Genomic DNA, 16,694 nt, shown 5'->3' on the forward strand with positions numbered 1-16,694 from the left:
CGAGCCTGCCCCTCTCGACCGATTGACCGGGGGGCGGAAGGCGCTACGGTTCCAGAATCATGACGCCAGCTCCTTCCGCCTCCGCCCTGATCGCCCGCAGTGCCCTGAGCACGGTGGCCGGGCTGTTCCTGCAGCAGGTGCGCCGCGGCGGCGGCCGGCCGGCGGTGCAGACCCGGGACGCCACCCTGTCCTACGCAGATCTCTGCGACCGCGCCCGCCGGCTCTCCTCGGTGCTCGAAGACAAGGGCATCGGCCCCGGCGACCGGGTCGCCATCCTGTCGGAGAACCGGGGGGAATACCTGGAGGCCTATCTCGCCGCCGCCATGACCGGCGCGGTGCTGGCCTGTCAGAACTGGCGGCTGTCCACCGCCGAACTCACCCACTGCCTGGGCCTGGTCGAGCCGTCCCTGGTGCTGGTGTCCGAGCGTCACGCGGACAAACTGGCACAGATCGCGGGGTACGCGGATAAATGCCTGGTGCTGGGCGATGCCTACGAGGCGGCCCTGGCCGCGGCCGCGCCGTCCGCCCTGCCCGCCCTGGAAGACCTCGATCCCGAGGCGCCGCTGCTGATCCTGTACACCTCCGGCACCACCGGCCTGCCCAAGGGGGCGGTGATCAGCCATCGCGCCCAGATCGTGCGCAACATGGTCACCCGCGCCGAATTCTCCATCGATGCCGCCGACAGCTTCGTCGCCTGGTCGCCGATGTACCACATGGGGGCGGCCGACAATTCCATCGGCACCCTGATGGCCGGCGGCAAGGTCATCGTCGTCGACGGCTTCGACCAGGGCCATCTGGCCGAGGTGGTCCGCGAAGAGCCGATCGGCTGGCTGCTGCTGATGCCGGGCATGGTCGGCGGCTTCGCGACCGAGATCGAGACGCGGGGCGTGACCGCCAAGGGAATCAAGGTCTGCGGCGTCATGGCCGACCTGGTGCCGCCGGCGGAGATCGCCCGCATCACCCGCCTGCTCGACGCCCCCTACGCCAACACCTTCGGAGCGACCGAGACCGGCTGCCCGCCCTGTTCCTCCTCGCTGATCCCAATCGGCGTGGCGCCCGCGAGCCTGTCGAAGGAACAGAGCATCTTCTGCGAGGTCCGGCTCGTCGACCCGGACGGCGCCGAGGTAGCAGACGGCGCCCCGGGCGAGCTCGCCATGCGCGGCCCGACCCTGTTCAGCGGCTACTGGCGCAACGAGACCACCAACCTGTCGGACTTCCGCGACGGCTGGTTCCACATGGGCGACGTGTTCCGCCGCAACCCGGACGGCAGCCTCGATTTCGTCGATCGGGTCAAATACCTGATCAAGTCGGGTGGGGAGAACATCTACCCGGCCGAGATCGAGCGGGTGATCCTGGCCGACCCGCGGGTGATCGACGCCGCCGTCGTCCGCCGGCCAGACCCGAAATGGGGCGAGGTCCCCATCGCCTTCGTCGCGAAACAGGACGACAGCCTGACCGAGGCCGACCTCTACGCCCGCTGCCGGGCCGAACTCGCCGGCTACAAGCAGCCCAAGGGCATCCACTTCATCGCGATGGACGCCTTCCCGCGCTCCGCCTCGGGCAAGATCCAGCGCCACGAACTCGAGAAGCGGCTGCCGGCCGCCGACTAATCTTCAATTCGGAGGAAACGCATGAGCGCCCCAAAGGCCACAAAACGGGCCGCGCCGACGACCAGCATCGCCACCCATACCAACGACGATATCTATATCCGCGACAAGAGCCTGTGCAGCGAGCTGATCGGCAAACTGAGCTTCACCGAGATGATCGTCTTCCAGATGCTCGGCCGCATGCCCTCGGCGGCGGAGACGGCGATGATCGATGCCTGTCTGGTCACCCTGATGGAGCACGGCCTGACCCCCAGTGCACTGGCCACGCGGCTGATTTATTCCAGCGCGCCGGAAGCCATGCAGGCGGGCGTGGCGGCGGGGCTGATGGGTGTCGGCAGCGTCTTCGTCGGCACCATGGAGGGCAATGCCCAGCTGCTGCTGGAGATCGTGGAGGATCCGGCCGGGATCGAGGCGGCGGCGACGCGCGTCGCCCAGGAGCACCGGGCCGCCCGCAAGCCCCTGCCCGGCTTCGGCCACCACCTGCACAAGCCCGACGACCCGCGGCCGATCCGGCTGTTCCAACTCGCCGAGGAGCATGGCCAGTCCGGTACCTACATCGCCGCCCTGAAGGCGCTGAGCGCGGCGATCGACGCGGTCTACGGCAAGCACATCACGATCAACGCCACCGGGGCGATCGCGGCGGTGCTGATGGATTGCGGCGTGCCGGCGGAGATCCTGCGGGGCTTCGCCCTGATCACCCGCTGCGCCGGCCTGGTCGGCCATGTGCGCGAGGAACAGGAGAAGCCGTCCATGCGCACGATCTGGGAGACCTCGGAGGCGGCGATCCCCTATGACGGGACGGTTCCTGGGGCCTGAGGGCGCGCCCCAACTCACCGTCATCCTGACGCAGGTCAGGATGACGGGGAAGGGGTGACGGGTGTGGAGTAACGGTTGGGGCGTCACGAATGGGGCGGGGGCGGACGGAACCGCGGGCTACTCGACGCGGCAGCCGATCCGCTCGATCGCGTCGAAGACGACGATGGTCTGGCCCACGTTCATGGTGACCCAGCAGTCGTCCCACTGCTTGCGGGTCTTCGCCTCGACCTGCACGGCGTTGATGCCGTCCTCGTTGACGAAGGTGATCTCGTCGCTGTCGCCGGCGGAGACCTTCAGGTAGTCCTTGGACCAGAACTTGATGCGTAGATTGGCTTCGGTGGAGCTTTCGTTGCGCACATAGATGGTCGAGGTCGGCGGCCCCGGGGGCTGCTCGTCCTCACCGCAGGCGACCAGCCCGAGACAGGCCGTCAGTACGATCATTGGTTTGCGTATCATGGCCTGAACCGTGCGGCATTCCGCTCCGGAGGGCAAGCTGTTACCGACGGCGGCCAACAGACAAGAAGATAGAGCAGAGTGACGCACACCGACGCGATCACGACGTGGACCCGTCAGCGCACGGTCCGCTCTAGCCGACCGGCATCCCATGCGCGACCTCGAACAGGTCGGCCGGCGAATTGACGTTCAGGAACGGATCGTGCGGCTCCACCGGCCAGGCGGCGATTGCCCGGCGCCGACCGGTCGCGAAGGCATCGACCTTGCGCAGCCCGTCCACCTCCAGCGCCGCCCGCAGCGGCCCGATAAGGGTGACCGGCCACAGCCCGACCACCGGATGCACCCGTCCGCCCGAGGCGGCGCAGGCGATCTCCGCCGCCTCGCCCGCCAACGCGGTCAGCAGCCGGTCCACCAGGTCGCGCGGCAGGTAGGGCGTGTCGACCGGCGCCGTGGCGATCCACGACCACCCGGTCGCCTCCGCATGCTCCAGCCCGGCGAGGATCCCGGCCAGCGGTCCCGGATGATCGGCCACCGTGTCGGCCACCACCGGCAGCCGGTAGGCCGCGAACCGGGCCGGGTCGCCGTTGGCGTTCAACACCAGCCCGCCGACCTGGCCTTCCAGCCGGTCGATCACCCGCTGCAGCAGGGTGCGGCCGCCGAGATCGGCGAGGCCCTTGTCGCCGCCGCCCATGCGCCGGGCGAGGCCGCCGGCCAGAATCACGCCCAGCACCGCCTCATGGGTCCGGGGAAAATCGACAGTTCGCGTTTGCGTTGTGGGTGCCATGGTCAAAATCTGGGGTGTCCCCTTGGTCCATTCAACGTGCCCCCCTTTCGATCCCGTTATTCTGGTCGTATATATCGGGACATGATGACCGAAACCGCCACCTCTTCGATCCGCTCGACCGACGCCCCCGCGCCGCTGATCGATCCGTTCCAGCGGGCGATCTCCTATCTGCGGGTCTCGGTGACCGACCGCTGCGACTTCCGCTGCGTCTACTGCATGGCGGAGAACATGACGTTCCTGCCGAAGAAGGACGTGCTGTCGCTGGAGGAGCTTGACCGGCTGTGCGGCGCCTTCGTCGATCTCGGCGTGAAGAAGCTGCGGCTGACCGGCGGCGAGCCGCTGGTCCGGCGCGACATCATGTGGCTGATCCGCCGCCTCGGCGCCCGCCTGGACGGCGGCGGCCTGGAGGAGCTGACGATCACCACCAATGCCAGCCAGCTCTCCCGCTTCGCCGACGACCTGGCGGCCTGCGGGGTGAAGCGGCTGAACGTGTCGATCGACACCCTGGATCCGGACAAGTTCCGCGCCATCACCCGCTGGGGCGACATCGGCAAGGTCATGGCCGGGCTCGACGCCGCCGACCGGGCCGGCATCGCCATCAAGATCAACGCCGTGGCGCTGAAGGGCGTGAACGACGACGAACTGGGCGACATGCTGCAATGGTGCGGCGACCGTGGCTACGACATGACCGTGATCGAGGTCATGCCGATGGGCGATATCGGCGGCGAGGACCGGCTCGACCAGTACCTGCCGCTCTCGGCGGTGCGCGCGCGCCTCGCCGAGCGCTTCACCCTGACCGACATCCCGTACAAGACCGGCGGGCCGGCGCGCTACGTGTCGGTGGCGGAGACCGGCGGCCGGCTCGGCTTCATCACGCCGCTGACCCATAATTTCTGCGAGAGCTGCAACCGGGTGCGGCTGACCTGCACCGGCACGCTGTACATGTGCCTGGGCCAGGACGACGCCGCCGACCTGCGCGAGCCGCTGCGGGCGAGCGACGACGACGCCGCGCTGCACGAGGCGATCCGCGAGGCGATCACCCGCAAGCCCAAGGGCCACGACTTCATCATCGACCGCCGCCACCGCAGCCCGGCCGTGGCGCGGCACATGAGTGTGACGGGGGGCTAGCCCCACGCGTCCGTCTTCCATTTTCCGTCTTCCCGGGCTTGCCCCGGGATCCAGAAAAAGAGCAGCCGGAACCGTCGGAACAAACGCCCGGACGCTCCAGCGCGATGATGGCTGGACCCCGGGTCAAGCCCGGGGAAACGGCCGAGCCCTGGGGAACGTACTAAGCCCGGGGAAACGCGATAGACCCACAGAGCGTTGGGGGAGCGCGCCAGGCCGGGGAGCGCGCCAAACCCGGGAAGCGTGCCGGGGAAGAAGAACGCGCTATTTGATCTCGATCCGGTGCGCGTAGCTCCGCCCGTCGCTGACCGTCAGTTCCTCGAAGCCCAGCAGCGCCAGCAGGTCCAGGAACGTGTACTGGCCGTCCGGATCCAGATCCCGGAACACCGGGGTCGCCCGCGCCGTCGCCGTCAGCAGGGCGAGCACCGCCCGCGCCCGGTAGAGCGTCGCCATCCGACCGTCCTCCAGCCCGATGAGAATCGCCTTCTCCGCGTCCCGCCCCTTGGCGAAGAACGCCATCTGCGGGGCATAGGCGTTCTCCTGCGCGCCGGCCGCCATGCCGGTGACGAAGCCGAGCCGCCGCGACCGGTCGGAATCGCGCAACTTCTGGATTCGCGCCTTGTAGACCTCGGAGGAGGTGATCTTCGGGTAGTAGAAACCCTCGTGCCGGTCGTCCGCCCAGGCACCGCTGGCACCGGCGACGGACTGGGACAGGGCGGCGGCGATCAGGAACGCGAAAAGGGCGATGCGCATTGTGGTCTCCAAAACAGCGTGGTCTCCAGAACAGCGGCCGCCCCGCCGGGAGGACCTGGACATGATGGGCAGCGCGCGGATTGAGGGATGCGCACTCTCCTCGGTTTCGCCTATGGTGCCGCCGAACCGCAAGGCGGGCGACGGAGAAAAGCTGTGACAGCCGGAACAGAGAGTATGGCCCTCGCCTTCGTGGCCGCCAATACGGACGAGGCGAGAGAGGCCCAGAAGATCCTGTGCGAGCGCTACGGCAGCGTGGCGCCGACCCGGGCCGACGTGATCGTGGCCCTGGGCGGCGACGGCTACATGCTGGAGACCCTGCGCGCCGCCATCGGCGCCGGCAAGCCGATCTACGGCATGAACCGGGGCACCGTCGGGTTCCTGATGAACGAGTTCCGCGAGGAGGGCCTCATCGAGCGGCTGCACAAGGCCCAGCCGGTCACCCTGCACCCGCTGCGGATGCACGCCATCTGCCGCGACGGCACCAGGGTCGAGGGGCTGGCGATCAACGAGGTGTCGCTGTTCCGCGCCTCGGCCCAGGCGGCGAAGATCCGCATCTCCGTCGACGGCCGCGAGCGGCTGGCCGAGCTGGTCTGCGACGGCGTGCTGGTGGCGACCCCGGCCGGCTCCACCGCCTACAACCTGTCGGCCCATGGTCCGATCATTCCGCTGGGCGCCAACGTGCTGGCCCTGACGCCGATCAGCGCCTTCCGGCCCCGGCGCTGGCGCGGTGCCCTGCTGCCGCGCGGCGCCGTCATCCATTTCGAGACGATCCGGCCCGAGAAGCGGCCGATCAACGCGGTCGCCGACGTCATGGAGGTGCATGACGTCATCGAGGTCGAGGTCCGCGAGGACCGCGATGTCGAACTGACCGTGCTCTACGACCCGGAACACAATCTTGAGGAACGCGTGCTGATGGAGCAGTTCGCCCCATGACCACTGAATCGCATACCGCCCACCCGAATACCGCCGATATCCTGATCGTCGGCGGCGGCATGGCCGGCGCCTCGGCCGGGTATTTCATGGCCGACGACGCCAGGGTGATCCTGCTGGAGCGCGAGAGCCAGCCCGGCTACCACACCACCGGACGCTCGGCGGCGCTGTTCTTCGAGAACTACGGCAACGCGACGATCCGCAAGCTGAACAAGGCGACCCGGCCGTTCCTGGAAAGCCCGCCGGACGGCTTCGCCGAGGCGCCGCTGATGACCCCGCGCGGCGCCGTCGCCGTCGCCACCGAGGAGCTGCTGGACACCCTGGCTCACGAGCTGGCGCAGTCGCCGAGCATGGAGCGGGTGGACGGCAAGACGCTGTTCGAGGTCGCCCCGTATCTCGACCCGGACCGCATCGTCGCCGGCGCCTATGAGGCGGGCGCCATGGACATGGACGTGCATGCCATCCTGCAGGGCTTCCTGCGCGGAATGCGGGCCAAGGGCGGCCGGGTGGTCACCGATGCCGAGGTCATGGGCCTGACCCGGACCGACGGCGTGTGGCATGTGGAGACCCGGGCCGGCACCTTCAGCGCCCCGATCGTCGTCAACGCCGCCGGGGCGTGGTGCGACGTGGTCGGCGAGATGGCGGGGGCCGCCCCGATCGGCCTGATCCCCAAGCGCCGCACCGCCTTCACCTTCGACGTCACCCTGCGCGACGGCAGCACCGCCGATCCCTCGCGCTGGGCGATGACCGATCTGTGCGACGAAACCTGGTACGTGCGCCCGGAGGGCGGGCGGATGATGGGCAGCCCGGCCGACGAGATCCCCTCGCCGCCGACCGACGCCCAGCCGGAGATCGAGGACGTGGCCATGGCCATCGACAAGATCCAGACCGACACCCTGTTCGTGATCAACCGGCCGCATTCGACCTGGGCCGGGCTGCGCAGCTTCGTCGCCGACAAGTCGCCGGTGGTGGGCTTCGCGCCGGCCGCCGAGGGGTTCCTGTGGGTCGCGGGCCAGGGCGGCTACGGCATCCAGACCAGTGCGGCCATGGGCCGCTTCAGCGCGGCGCTGGCGCTCGGCCGGGGCGTGCCGGAGGACATGGTGGCGCTCGGCCTGACCCGGGAAGAGCTGGCGCCTGACCGGCCGGGGCTGAACACGGCCTGATTGATCCCCCGACTGGCGGAACAACCAAGATCCTCGCCATCCGACACACGGCGCCGTAGAATCTCCGCTCGAGCCACCGGCGGGATGCGCCATGCGGATGGAAGGCTCCCTCGCCTATTTCACCAGGGCGCTGCCGCCGGTCATGGCGGTCGCGGCGGTCGGCTACGGGCTGAACGCGCTGATCTTCATCGCCATGGCCCGGTGGCTGGAGCCGGCGAACTTCGGCAACCTGAAGGTTGCGGCCTCCGCCATGCTCATCGTCTCGCTGGCGGTCGGGCTCGGCGGCTCGCGCGCGGCCGGACGCTTCCTGCCGGAACGGCTGGCCGGCTCGCCCCGGGCGGCGGCCTATCTCCACTTCTTCGGCCGCACCATCGTTATCCTGTCCCTGTTGGCCGCGGCCGGGATCTGGAGCCTGACCCTAGCCTATTACGACACGCTGCCCGACGACATTCACGGCCACCACCCGGTCTGCTTCGTGGTCCTGCTGGTGCCGGTCTGGGCCGGACTCGACCTGCTGTCCCAGACCTTCATGGCCACCCGCCGCCCGGTGCTGGCCGCCCTTCCCGCGCGTTTCGTCTTCCCGGTGCTCGGCCTGACCATGATCTACGCCGCCCACCTATCGGACTGGTACCTGTCCGACGTGATGTTCGTTATCCTGCTGTCCGGCGCCGGACTGACCACCCTGGCCGTGTTCGCCGCCTACCTTGCGGTCCTCGAACGCGCGCCGCTCGAGACGCCGCCGGACACCGAACCCGGCGCGGCCACCGGACCCCGCGCCTGGCTGCTCCTGTCGCTGCCGATGATGGGGACCGGCCTTGTCGTCGCCCTGGTCGCCGAGGCGCCGCTCTTCGCCCTGGTCTTCGCCGAGGACAAGGCGGATGTCGGCCTGTATGCCGCCGCCATCACCCTGTGCCAAGCCTTCCTGATCATCGTGACCTGCCAGCGCCAGATCTACGGCCCGGCCCTGGCCGACGCGTTGGCCCAGGGGTCGCGCAGCGCGACCCGACTGCAGGCCCACGCCCAGCGTCAGGCGCTGATGATGGCCGCTCCCCTTCTGGCGATCCTGATCCTGGCGGACGGCCCGCTGCTGGACCTGTTCGGCGACGGCTTCGACCGGGCCCGCGAGGCGGTGTGGATCGTCGCCGCCGCCCTGGCGCTCCAGGCCGTCACCGCGCTGTGCCCGCGCTGGCTCGATTACGGCGGTCATGCGCGGCTGGTTCTCGCCACGGAACTGGTCGCGGCGGCGGTGATGGTCGCAGCCTCGCTCGCCGCGGCGCAGCAGTTCGGCCTGCTCGGCGCGGCCTCGGTGTTCGCCGCGGTGGTGGTGGGCCGCTCCGTCTTCCTGGCGGTGATGGCCTACCGGAAGCTTGGCGTTCCGATGGTCGCGCTGGTCCCGGAGCGGATTTAGATCGCCCTCGGCGGCTCGAACGCAGGGAGCCCCTTCACATCACCCCGAACGCCCGCAGCAGGGCGGCGACGGACGCCACGCCCAGGGCCGTCAGCGTCAACGCCATGCCGGCGGCCCTCCCGGCCAGGACCTCGTCTTCCCGGCTGATGGCCAAACCGTGGATTACCCGTCCGACCAGCAGACAGGCGCCGACGAGATGCAGGATCCAGACCGAGACGCTCTGCAGCTCCAGCAGGGTCATCAGCACCAGCACCAACGGCACGAACTCGGCGAAGTTGCCGTGGGCGCGGATGCGGCGTTCGAGCACGACGTCGCCGCCGTCCCCGAGGGCGGCCTTGACCGCCTCCCGGCGCCTGACCACCCGCACGGTGAGCCCCAGGAAGACAAGTCCGAGAAGTCCCGCATAGGCGGCCGTGATCATCGATCGAGCTCCGGTCAGGGAAGTGTTCCGGATCCTACGACCCGCCACCGCCGCCGGATCAAGCACCGTCTGGGCCGCCGTGGCGGTTCCACGGCAAATTTCGTCCGATCGCGGCTTCGCAGCGCCCCCCGACCTGGTGCAGACTGCCCGGCGACGGGAGGGAACAGGCGATGGCGGAATATTCGGTTTTCTCGCTGATCCGCGAGGGGCTCAGCGGCCACAAGGGCTGGATCCGCGCCTGGCGCGATCCGGAGCCGAAGAAATCCTATGACGTCATCATCATCGGCGGCGGCGGCCATGGCCTTGCGACCGCCTATTACCTGGCGCGCAACCACGGCATCACCAATGTGGCGGTGGTGGAAAAAGGCTGGATCGGCGGCGGCAATGTGGGCCGCAACACCACCATCGTGCGCTCCAACTACATGCTCGACGGCAACGCCCATTTCTACGAGCACTCCCTCAAGCTCTGGGAGGGCCTGTCGCGGGACCTGAACTACAACGTCATGTTCAGCCAGCGCGGCGTCCTCAACCTCGGCCACTGCGACGGGCAGATGGACGCCTTCGCCCGACGCGGCAACCTGATGCGGCTGAACGGCATCGACGCCGAGCTGCTGGACCGCGAGGGCGTGCGGAAACTCTATCCGCATCTGGACTACTCCAAGGACGCCCGCTGGCCGATCTATGGCGGGCTGCTGCAGGCGCGCGGCGGCACCGCCCGGCACGATGCGGTCGCCTGGGGCTTCGCCCGCGGGGCCGACCGGCGCGGCGTCGACATCCTGCAGAACTGCGAGGTCACCGGCTTCGAGCGCGACGGCGACCGGATCACCGGCGTGAAGACCAGCCGCGGCACCATCGGCTGCGGCCGGGTCGGGATGGCGGTGGCCGGCAACACCTCGCGGGTCGCCGCCATGCTCGGCCTGAAGCTGCCGATCGAGAGCCACGTGCTCCAGGCCTTCGTGTCGGAGCCGCTGAAGCCGCTGATCGACGGGGTCGTCACCTACGGCGCCGGGCATTTCTACATCAGCCAGTCGGACAAGGGCGGGCTGGTGCTGGGCGGCGATATCGACTTCCACAATTCCTACGCCCAGCGCGGCAACCTGCCGGTGGTCGAGAACGTCATGGCCAACGGGCTGGCGATGATGCCGTACCTGTCGCGGGTGCGGATCCTGCGGAGCTGGGGCGGGATCATGGACATGTCGATGGACGGCAGCCCGATCATCTCCAAGACGCCGGTCGACAACCTCTATCTCAATGCCGGCTGGTGCTATGGCGGGTTCAAGGCGACCCCGGGCTCGGGCTACGCCTTCGCCCATACCATCGCCCATGACGCGCCGCACGAGACCAACCGGGAAATGGGACTGGAGCGGTTCGAGACCGGATACCTGCTGGACGAGGGCGGCAAGGGGCCGACCCCGAAGCTGCATTGAGGGACATGCGACCATGATCCGGATCACCTGCCCCCATTGCGGCCCGCGCGACCAGGACGAGTTCTCCTATGCCGGGGATGCGACCAGGACCCGCCCGGCCGATCCCGCCACCGCGTCGGCGGCCGACTGGCACGACTACGTCTATCTGCGCGACAACCCGGCCGGGCCGCATCTGGAGTTCTGGCACCACATCCACGGCTGCCGGCGCTACGTGAAGGTGCTGCGCGACGTGACCAGCCATCAGGTACTCGCCTGCGGCTGGCCGGATGCGGATCTGGAGGCGGCACAATGATCTTCGGCCGCATCAAGGACGTGAACGCCTGCCGCCTTCCCACCGGCGGGGAGATCGACCGCCGCCGCGCCCTGTCCTTCAGCTTCGACGGCAGGAGCTACACGGGCTATGCCGGCGACACGCTCGCCTCCGCCCTGCTGGCCAACGGGGTGACCCTGGTCGGGCGCAGCTTCAAATACCACCGGCCGCGCGGCATCTTCAGCGCCGGGCCGGAAGAGCCGAACGCCCTGGTCGAGCTGCGCCGGGACGGACGGCAGGAGCCGAACACGCGGGCCACCATGGCCGAGCTGTTCCACGGACTGGAGGCGACCAGCCAGAACCGCTGGCCGTCGCTCGCCCTCGACGCCATGGAGCTGAACGACCTGGCCGGCCGCTTCCTGGTCGCCGGCTTCTACTACAAGACCTTCATGGGCTTCCCCGGCTGGCATTTCTACGAGAAGCGCATCCGCGCCGCCGCCGGGATGGGCAAGGCGACCACCGAGCTCGATCCCGATACCTACGAGCGCCAGTCGGCCCATTGCGACGTGCTGGTGGTCGGCGGCGGGCCGAGCGGGCTGGCCGCAGCACTCACGGCCGGGCGCAGCGGGGCGCGGGTGATCCTGGTGGAAGAGACCGACGGGCTCGGCGGCCGCCTGCGCTCGGAGCGCGAGACCCTCGGCGGCGTGCCCGCCATGCGCTGGGTGGCCCAGGCGCGGGCCGAGCTGGAGAGCCTGCCCGAGGTCCGCATCCTCACCCGCACCACCGCCTTCGGCTATTACGACGACAACATGATCGGCGCGGTGGAACGGGTGGCCGACCACCTGCCCGTCCCGCCGCCCCACGTCCCGCGCCAGCGCCTGTGGCATATCCGGGCGGGGCGCGTGGTGCTGGCCACCGGGGCCATCGAACGGCACATCGCCTTCCCGCATAACGACCGGCCGGGCGTGATGCTGGCCGGGGCGGTGCGCACCTACCTGCACCGCTTCGCCGTGCGGCCGGGCCGGCGGGCGGTGGTGGTGGCGAACAACGACGACGGGTACCGCACCGCGCTGGACCTGCGCGCCGCCGGGGTCGAGGTCATAAAGGTGGCCGATACCCGGCCCGCCGGCCCCAGCGCCTGGCGCGAGCGCTGCGCCGCCGCCGGGATCGAGGTGACCGACCACGCCGCCGTCACCCGGGTGCATGGAAGGCTCGCGGTGATCGGCTGCGACATCGCCCCGCTGGACGGCAGCGCCCGGCCGGTGTTCGAGCCCTGCGACCTGCTCGCGGTTTCCGGCGGGTGGAGCCCTGCAGTGCATCTGCACACCCACGCGCTCGGCAAGATCGACTGGGACGACGGCCTCGCCGCCTTCGTGCCGGGAGCCGCCCGGCAGGCCCATGTCTCGGTGGGTGCGGCGCGCGGGGCGTACAGCCTGTCGGCCTGTCTCGCGGACGGGTTCAAGGCCGGCGCCGAGATGGCGCAGGCCATGGGCTTCACCACGGGCGCCGTGCCCGACACACCGGCGAGCGACGAGCCCGACCAACGCCCGATCCAGGCGTTCTGGGCCGTCGGCAGCGGCAAGAAGCGGTTCGTCGACCTGCAGGACGACGTGACCGCCGACGACATCGCCCTGGCCCACCGCGAAGGCTTCGTGTCGGTGGAGCACCTGAAGCGCTACACCACCCTGGGCATGGGGACGGATCAGGGCAAGACGTCCAACATCATTGGCCACGCCCTGATGGCCGAGGCGCGGGGCGAGCCGATCCCGCAGGTCGGCACCACCCGCTTCCGTCCGCCCTACACACCCGTCGCCCTGGGCGCCTTCGCCGGCGGCGACCGGGGGCGCCATCACACGCCGGAGCGGCGTTCGGCCCTGCACGACTGGCACGCCGCCAACGGGGCGACCTTCGTGGAGGCGGGGCACTGGCTGCGGCCGCAATACTACCTCGCCCCGGAGGAGCCGGCCGGCAAGCAGAGCATGGACGTCGCCATCACCCGCGAGGTGCAGGCGGTGCGCAACGCCGTCGGGCTTGTGGACGTCTCCACCCTGGGCAAGATCGACATCCAGGGCCCGGATGCCGGCGAGCTGCTGAACCGGCTCTATGCCAACGGCTTCAAGACGCTGGCGGTCGGCAAGGCGCGCTACGGGCTGATGCTGCGCGAGGACGGGATCGTCTACGACGACGGCACCACCTCGCGGCTGGGCGAGCACCACTATCTGATGACCACCACCACCGCCCATGCCGGCGACGTCATGGCGCTGATCGAATGGTACCTGCAGGTGGTCTGGCCGGAGCTGGACGTGCACGCCTGCTCGGTCACCGAGCAGTGGGCGGCGATGGCGCTGGCCGGGCCGAAGGCGCGCGACGTGCTGGCCGCGGTCGTCGACGATGGCGCCGACGTGTCCGACGCCGCCCTGCCCTTCATGGGCGTCATCGAGGCGCGGATCGCCGGGGTGCCGGTGCGGATCTTCCGGATCAGCTTCTCCGGCGAGCTGAGCTACGAGATCAACGCGCCGGCCGATTGGGGCACGCGGGTCTGGGAGGCGCTGGCCGCCGCCGGCCAGCCGCACGGCCTGCGTCCCTACGGCACCGAGGCGATGGCGATTCTGCGGATCGAGAAGGGCCACGTCACCCATGCCGAGCTGGACGGCCGGGTCACCCTGGACGATGCCGGCATGGGTCGGATGGCCAGCAGCAAGAAGTGGTTCGTCGGCAGCGGCATGCTCGACAAGCCGGCCTTCACCGACCCGGCGCGGCCCAAGCTGGTCGGGCTGGTGCCGGTGGACGGCAAGACGCGCATCCCGGCCGGCGCGATCCTGGTGGCCGACCCCGAGGTGCCGGTGCCTCCGGGACAGCTTGGTCCGGAGAAGCTGGGGCATGTCTCGTCCAGCGCCTATCTGTCGCCCACGGTGGGCCACCCGATCGCCTTGGGTTTCGTGTCCGGCGGGCCAACGCGCAGGGGCGAGACGGTCTGGGCGCTGTTCCCCCTGAGAAAGCAGGAAATCGAGGTCCGGATCGCCGATCCGGTCTTCGTCGATCCCGAGGGAGGACGGCTGCGTGGCTGATGTTTCGACCCTGCCGCCCCGGCTGTCGCCGGTCGCCGGCCTGTTCGCGCAGACCGTCAGCGATGCGTCGGCCGGCGTGACGATCGCCGCCCGGGTGATGGACCAGGTGCAGATCGACTGCCGACCGGAGCGGACCGCCGACGTCGCCCTGCCCCTGCCGGCGCCCGGACGGGCGGTGTCGGTGGACGGGCTGCGGCTGCTCAACCTGGCGCCGGGGCGTTGGATGGCGCTGTCCGCCGGACCGGACGACCTGATGGCGCTGCTGCGGGAGCGGTGCGGCGGCGCGGCTCTGGTCGACCAGAGCCACGGGCGGACCACCCTGCGCCTGTCCGGGCCACGGGCGCGCGACGTGCTGGCAGGCGGGACCGGGATCGACCTGCATCCGCGCGCCTTCGCCGAGGACCGGGTGGCGTCGACCGCGCTGTTCCATGTGCCGGTGACGCTCGACCGGCGGCTGGGCACGGCGACATTCGACCTGCATATGGCGCGGGGCTATGCGCACAGCCTGGCCGAACGGCTGATCGCCGCCGGGCGGCAATACGGCGTGGCGGTGGGGGCTTAGTTCAAAAACAAGCCGTCATCCCGGACGGCCGCGGGCTTGATCCGGGGGCGGGCCGGGATGACGGAAAATAAGGTGGAGGATCAGGCCGCGCGGGCGGCGGCCTTGGCGGTCGGTACGTAGATGCCGCGCAGACCCGGGGCGGCGGCGAACTTGTCGGACACACCCAGCACCGTCTCGGCACCGCCGAGGAACAGGTGTCCGTCCGCCGGCATGACGCCGGCGATGCGGGCCAGGATCTCCGCCTTGGTCGGATGATCGAAGTAGATCAGCACGTTGCGGCAGAACACCACGTCGAACTGACCGAGCGCGCGCGGGTTTTCCAGCAGGTTGAACTCGCGGAACGACACCTTGTTCTTGATGTCGGCCTTCAGGTGCCAGGCCTCGCCCTTCTGCTCGAAATACTTCACCAGCATGGTGATCGGCAGGCCGCGCTGGACCTCGAACTGGGAGTACTCGGCCTTGCGGGCACGCTCCAGGATGGTCTTGGAGATGTCGGTGCCGACGATCTCCAGGCGCCACCCGGCGACCTTGGGACCCAATTCGTTGAACATCATGGCCAGCGAATACGGCTCCTGGCCGCTGGAACAGGCCGCGCACCAGATGCGGATCCGCTTGGAAGCGGCATTGCGCTCCATCAGCGCCGGCAGGACATTGTCGCGGAACTGGTCGAACGGCCGCTGGTCGCGGAAGAACAGGGTCTCGTTCGTGGTCATCGCGTCGAGCACGTCGCTGACCAGCGCGGCGGACGGCATCTGGCGGATCTTGGTCAGGACCTCGTTGGCATCCGCCATGCCGTGCTTGCGGGCGATCGGCGCCAGCCGGTTCTCCACCAGATAGGCCTTCTCCGTCGTGATGACGATTCCAGCCTTGGTTTTGAGAAATCCGATAAAATGCTCGAAATCAGCTTTGTTCATGGCGACCCCCTGGACGCTGGCGTTGCGGATCAGGCGGCGGAGCGGAGGCCCACGGTCGCGAACTTCGTGGCGAGGATGTCCTCGTCGAAGGGCTTCATGATGTATTCGTCGGCACCGGCCCACAAAGCGCGGCTGATCTTGGCCAGGTCGTTCTCGGTGGTGCAGAACACCACCTTGGGATCCTTGCCGTTCGGCATCTTGCGGAGGCTTTCCAGAAAGTCGATGCCCTGCATCTGCGGCATGTTCCAGTCGAGCAGGATCGCTTCCGGCATCGGGTGGGAGTTCACATAGTCGAGGGCGTCGGTGCCGTCGGCCGCCTCGGCGACCTCGTAACCGAACTTCTCCACGATGCGACGTGCGACTTTGCGGACGACCGAGGAATCATCGACGATCAGGCAGATAGGCATGACAAAACCTCCGGCAAACGGGATCGGGGGTCCCGGGCAGACAGTCAGAAAGTGAGAATTTCGGAGACGTCCAGCAGGACCAGCAGTTCGCCGTCGAGCTTGTGGATCCCGTTGGAGACCTCACGGAGCTTGGCGGACATCGTGGCCGGATGCGGGTCGATCGAGGCGTCGTGGATGTTCAGGACATCGCCGACCTCGTCGACCACCAGACTGTACAGGTCGCCCTTGTACTCCACGACCACGTTCATGTGGTGATCGCTCTCGGATTTCGGCATCGACAGGCGCGTGCGCAGATCGACGGCGGTCACGATGCGGCCGCGCAGGTTCAGAGACCCGCGGATCACCGGCAGCGACAACGGCACGCGGGTCACCGGCTGCGGGCCGATGATGTCCTCGACGTCGAGGACCGGAATGCCGAAGCTCTGCTTGCCGACCTTCACGGTGACGAACTGGACGACATCAGCCAGGGTCATGGCGTTCCCGGTGTCGCTGGCCTGCGGGGTGAGCGCATTCATGGTCGATCTCCTGTCCGGCGGAACTGTCCGCTTCGTTCTGATGGGACTCTACCGGCGAGACCCCAATGAAAGGTTAACAGCGAAGATTTTA

At 69.1% G+C, this 16,694-nt stretch carries 17 protein-coding genes; 10 read left to right on the forward strand and 7 right to left on the reverse strand.

What is annotated here, in order from left to right:
* Nucleotides 1-59: 59 nt before the first annotated feature.
* A complete protein-coding gene (locus tag BLS34_RS15005) occupies nucleotides 60-1,610 on the forward strand; it encodes a class I adenylate-forming enzyme family protein (protein WP_093151482.1) in 1,551 nt (516 codons plus the stop codon).
* Nucleotides 1,611-1,631: 21 nt separating this feature from the next.
* The gene (locus BLS34_RS15010; protein WP_028794386.1) at nucleotides 1,632-2,423 is read left to right on the forward strand and encodes a citryl-CoA lyase; all 792 of its coding nucleotides are present in this window, start codon (nucleotides 1,632-1,634) and stop codon (nucleotides 2,421-2,423) included.
* Between the two features lie 117 nt (nucleotides 2,424-2,540).
* Here the strand turns inward: BLS34_RS15010 and BLS34_RS15015 are convergent, their stop codons facing one another.
* Nucleotides 2,541-2,864, reverse strand: a complete 324-nt coding sequence (locus BLS34_RS15015; protein ID WP_028794385.1) for a hypothetical protein — start codon at nucleotides 2,862-2,864, stop codon at nucleotides 2,541-2,543.
* A gap of 145 nt (nucleotides 2,865-3,009) precedes the next feature.
* Complete coding sequence (gene mobA / locus BLS34_RS15020) at nucleotides 3,010-3,660, reverse strand: molybdenum cofactor guanylyltransferase MobA (protein ID WP_093151484.1); 651 nt, start codon at nucleotides 3,658-3,660, stop codon at nucleotides 3,010-3,012.
* An 81-nt stretch (nucleotides 3,661-3,741) separates the two neighbouring features.
* Here mobA and moaA point away from each other — a divergent pair, with 81 nt between their 5' ends.
* Nucleotides 3,742-4,788 carry a GTP 3',8-cyclase MoaA gene (gene moaA, locus BLS34_RS15025; protein WP_093151487.1) on the forward strand — a complete coding sequence of 349 codons (1,047 nt, stop codon included), beginning with the start codon at nucleotides 3,742-3,744 and terminating at the stop codon, nucleotides 4,786-4,788.
* Between the two features lie 261 nt (nucleotides 4,789-5,049).
* Here the strand turns inward: moaA and BLS34_RS15030 are convergent, their stop codons facing one another.
* Nucleotides 5,050-5,538, reverse strand: a complete 489-nt coding sequence (locus BLS34_RS15030) for a molybdopterin-guanine dinucleotide biosynthesis protein A (RefSeq protein ID WP_093151489.1) — start codon at nucleotides 5,536-5,538, stop codon at nucleotides 5,050-5,052.
* A 174-nt stretch (nucleotides 5,539-5,712) separates the two neighbouring features.
* Between BLS34_RS15030 and BLS34_RS15035 the strand changes: the two genes are divergently transcribed.
* The 3 genes from BLS34_RS15035 to BLS34_RS15045 all read left to right on the forward strand — a co-directional run bounded on the left by BLS34_RS15035 (nucleotide 5,713) and on the right by BLS34_RS15045 (nucleotide 9,039).
* Nucleotides 5,713-6,471 (forward strand): NAD kinase, encoded by a 759-nt coding sequence (locus BLS34_RS15035; protein ID WP_038014037.1) that lies wholly within the window; start codon nucleotides 5,713-5,715, stop codon nucleotides 6,469-6,471.
* Nucleotides 6,468-7,631 (forward strand): NAD(P)/FAD-dependent oxidoreductase, encoded by a 1,164-nt coding sequence (locus BLS34_RS15040; RefSeq protein WP_093151492.1) that lies wholly within the window; start codon nucleotides 6,468-6,470, stop codon nucleotides 7,629-7,631. The genes BLS34_RS15035 and BLS34_RS15040 overlap by 4 nt, the downstream gene beginning before the upstream one ends.
* Before the next feature lie 91 nt (nucleotides 7,632-7,722).
* A complete protein-coding gene (locus BLS34_RS15045) occupies nucleotides 7,723-9,039 on the forward strand; it encodes a lipopolysaccharide biosynthesis protein (RefSeq protein ID WP_093151494.1) in 1,317 nt (438 codons plus the stop codon).
* Nucleotides 9,040-9,073: 34 nt separating this feature from the next.
* Here BLS34_RS15045 and BLS34_RS15050 read toward each other — a convergent pair whose 3' ends face one another.
* On the reverse strand, nucleotides 9,074-9,460 hold the full coding sequence (locus BLS34_RS15050; protein ID WP_093151497.1) for an MAPEG family protein: 387 nt from the start codon (nucleotides 9,458-9,460) through the stop codon (nucleotides 9,074-9,076).
* Between the two features lie 170 nt (nucleotides 9,461-9,630).
* Here BLS34_RS15050 and BLS34_RS15055 point away from each other — a divergent pair, with 170 nt between their 5' ends.
* The 4 genes from BLS34_RS15055 to BLS34_RS15070 are packed head-to-tail and all read left to right on the forward strand — an operon-like array spanning nucleotide 9,631 to nucleotide 14,767.
* Complete coding sequence (locus BLS34_RS15055; RefSeq protein WP_093151500.1) at nucleotides 9,631-10,887, forward strand: sarcosine oxidase subunit beta family protein; 1,257 nt, start codon at nucleotides 9,631-9,633, stop codon at nucleotides 10,885-10,887.
* A gap of 13 nt (nucleotides 10,888-10,900) precedes the next feature.
* Nucleotides 10,901-11,179, forward strand: coding sequence for a sarcosine oxidase subunit delta (locus BLS34_RS15060; RefSeq protein WP_175474245.1), 279 nt, complete (start codon nucleotides 10,901-10,903; stop codon nucleotides 11,177-11,179).
* Nucleotides 11,176-14,205, forward strand: a complete 3,030-nt coding sequence (locus tag BLS34_RS15065) for a sarcosine oxidase subunit alpha family protein (protein WP_093151501.1) — start codon at nucleotides 11,176-11,178, stop codon at nucleotides 14,203-14,205. The genes BLS34_RS15060 and BLS34_RS15065 overlap by 4 nt, the downstream gene beginning before the upstream one ends.
* On the forward strand, nucleotides 14,198-14,767 hold the full coding sequence (locus BLS34_RS15070; RefSeq protein WP_051244644.1) for a sarcosine oxidase subunit gamma: 570 nt from the start codon (nucleotides 14,198-14,200) through the stop codon (nucleotides 14,765-14,767). The genes BLS34_RS15065 and BLS34_RS15070 overlap by 8 nt, the downstream gene beginning before the upstream one ends.
* Before the next feature lie 80 nt (nucleotides 14,768-14,847).
* Here the strand turns inward: BLS34_RS15070 and BLS34_RS15075 are convergent, their stop codons facing one another.
* Genes BLS34_RS15075 through BLS34_RS15085 form a run of 3 tightly spaced genes read right to left on the reverse strand, consistent with a single transcriptional unit; the run spans nucleotide 14,848 to nucleotide 16,603 of the window.
* Nucleotides 14,848-15,681 carry a CheR family methyltransferase gene (locus BLS34_RS15075; RefSeq protein ID WP_028794374.1) on the reverse strand — a complete coding sequence of 278 codons (834 nt, stop codon included), beginning with the start codon at nucleotides 15,679-15,681 and terminating at the stop codon, nucleotides 14,848-14,850.
* A gap of 29 nt (nucleotides 15,682-15,710) precedes the next feature.
* Nucleotides 15,711-16,088, reverse strand: a complete 378-nt coding sequence (locus BLS34_RS15080; protein WP_028794373.1) for a response regulator — start codon at nucleotides 16,086-16,088, stop codon at nucleotides 15,711-15,713.
* A gap of 44 nt (nucleotides 16,089-16,132) precedes the next feature.
* On the reverse strand, nucleotides 16,133-16,603 hold the full coding sequence (locus BLS34_RS15085) for a chemotaxis protein CheW (protein WP_028794372.1): 471 nt from the start codon (nucleotides 16,601-16,603) through the stop codon (nucleotides 16,133-16,135).
* Nucleotides 16,604-16,694: the final 91 nt, after the last annotated feature.

Origin of the sequence: Thalassobaculum litoreum DSM 18839 (assembly GCF_900102465.1) — a bacterium.
GTDB lineage: Bacteria > Pseudomonadota > Alphaproteobacteria > Thalassobaculales > Thalassobaculaceae > Thalassobaculum > Thalassobaculum litoreum.

What these genes read in the sequence shown, in the direction of transcription:
- BLS34_RS15005 (WP_093151482.1), top strand. Translation starts at nt 60, where the DNA reads ATGACGCCAGCTCCTTCCGCCTCCGCCCTGATCGCCCGCAGTGCCCTG.
- BLS34_RS15065 (WP_093151501.1), top strand. Translation starts at nt 11,176, where the DNA reads ATGATCTTCGGCCGCATCAAGGACGTGAACGCCTGCCGCCTTCCCACC.
- BLS34_RS15015 (WP_028794385.1), bottom strand. Translation starts at nt 2,864, where the DNA reads ATGATCGTACTGACGGCCTGTCTCGGGCTGGTCGCCTGCGGTGAGGAC.
- BLS34_RS15080 (WP_028794373.1), bottom strand. Translation starts at nt 16,088, where the DNA reads ATGCCTATCTGCCTGATCGTCGATGATTCCTCGGTCGTCCGCAAAGTC.
- BLS34_RS15030 (WP_093151489.1), bottom strand. Translation starts at nt 5,538, where the DNA reads ATGCGCATCGCCCTTTTCGCGTTCCTGATCGCCGCCGCCCTGTCCCAG.
- BLS34_RS15040 (WP_093151492.1), top strand. Translation starts at nt 6,468, where the DNA reads ATGACCACTGAATCGCATACCGCCCACCCGAATACCGCCGATATCCTG.
- BLS34_RS15050 (WP_093151497.1), bottom strand. Translation starts at nt 9,460, where the DNA reads ATGATCACGGCCGCCTATGCGGGACTTCTCGGACTTGTCTTCCTGGGG.
- BLS34_RS15010 (WP_028794386.1), top strand. Translation starts at nt 1,632, where the DNA reads ATGAGCGCCCCAAAGGCCACAAAACGGGCCGCGCCGACGACCAGCATC.
- BLS34_RS15045 (WP_093151494.1), top strand. Translation starts at nt 7,723, where the DNA reads ATGCGGATGGAAGGCTCCCTCGCCTATTTCACCAGGGCGCTGCCGCCG.
- mobA (WP_093151484.1), bottom strand. Translation starts at nt 3,660, where the DNA reads ATGGCACCCACAACGCAAACGCGAACTGTCGATTTTCCCCGGACCCAT.
- BLS34_RS15075 (WP_028794374.1), bottom strand. Translation starts at nt 15,681, where the DNA reads ATGAACAAAGCTGATTTCGAGCATTTTATCGGATTTCTCAAAACCAAG.
- BLS34_RS15085 (WP_028794372.1), bottom strand. Translation starts at nt 16,603, where the DNA reads ATGAATGCGCTCACCCCGCAGGCCAGCGACACCGGGAACGCCATGACC.
- BLS34_RS15035 (WP_038014037.1), top strand. Translation starts at nt 5,713, where the DNA reads ATGGCCCTCGCCTTCGTGGCCGCCAATACGGACGAGGCGAGAGAGGCC.
- BLS34_RS15060 (WP_175474245.1), top strand. Translation starts at nt 10,901, where the DNA reads ATGATCCGGATCACCTGCCCCCATTGCGGCCCGCGCGACCAGGACGAG.
- BLS34_RS15055 (WP_093151500.1), top strand. Translation starts at nt 9,631, where the DNA reads ATGGCGGAATATTCGGTTTTCTCGCTGATCCGCGAGGGGCTCAGCGGC.
- moaA (WP_093151487.1), top strand. Translation starts at nt 3,742, where the DNA reads ATGATGACCGAAACCGCCACCTCTTCGATCCGCTCGACCGACGCCCCC.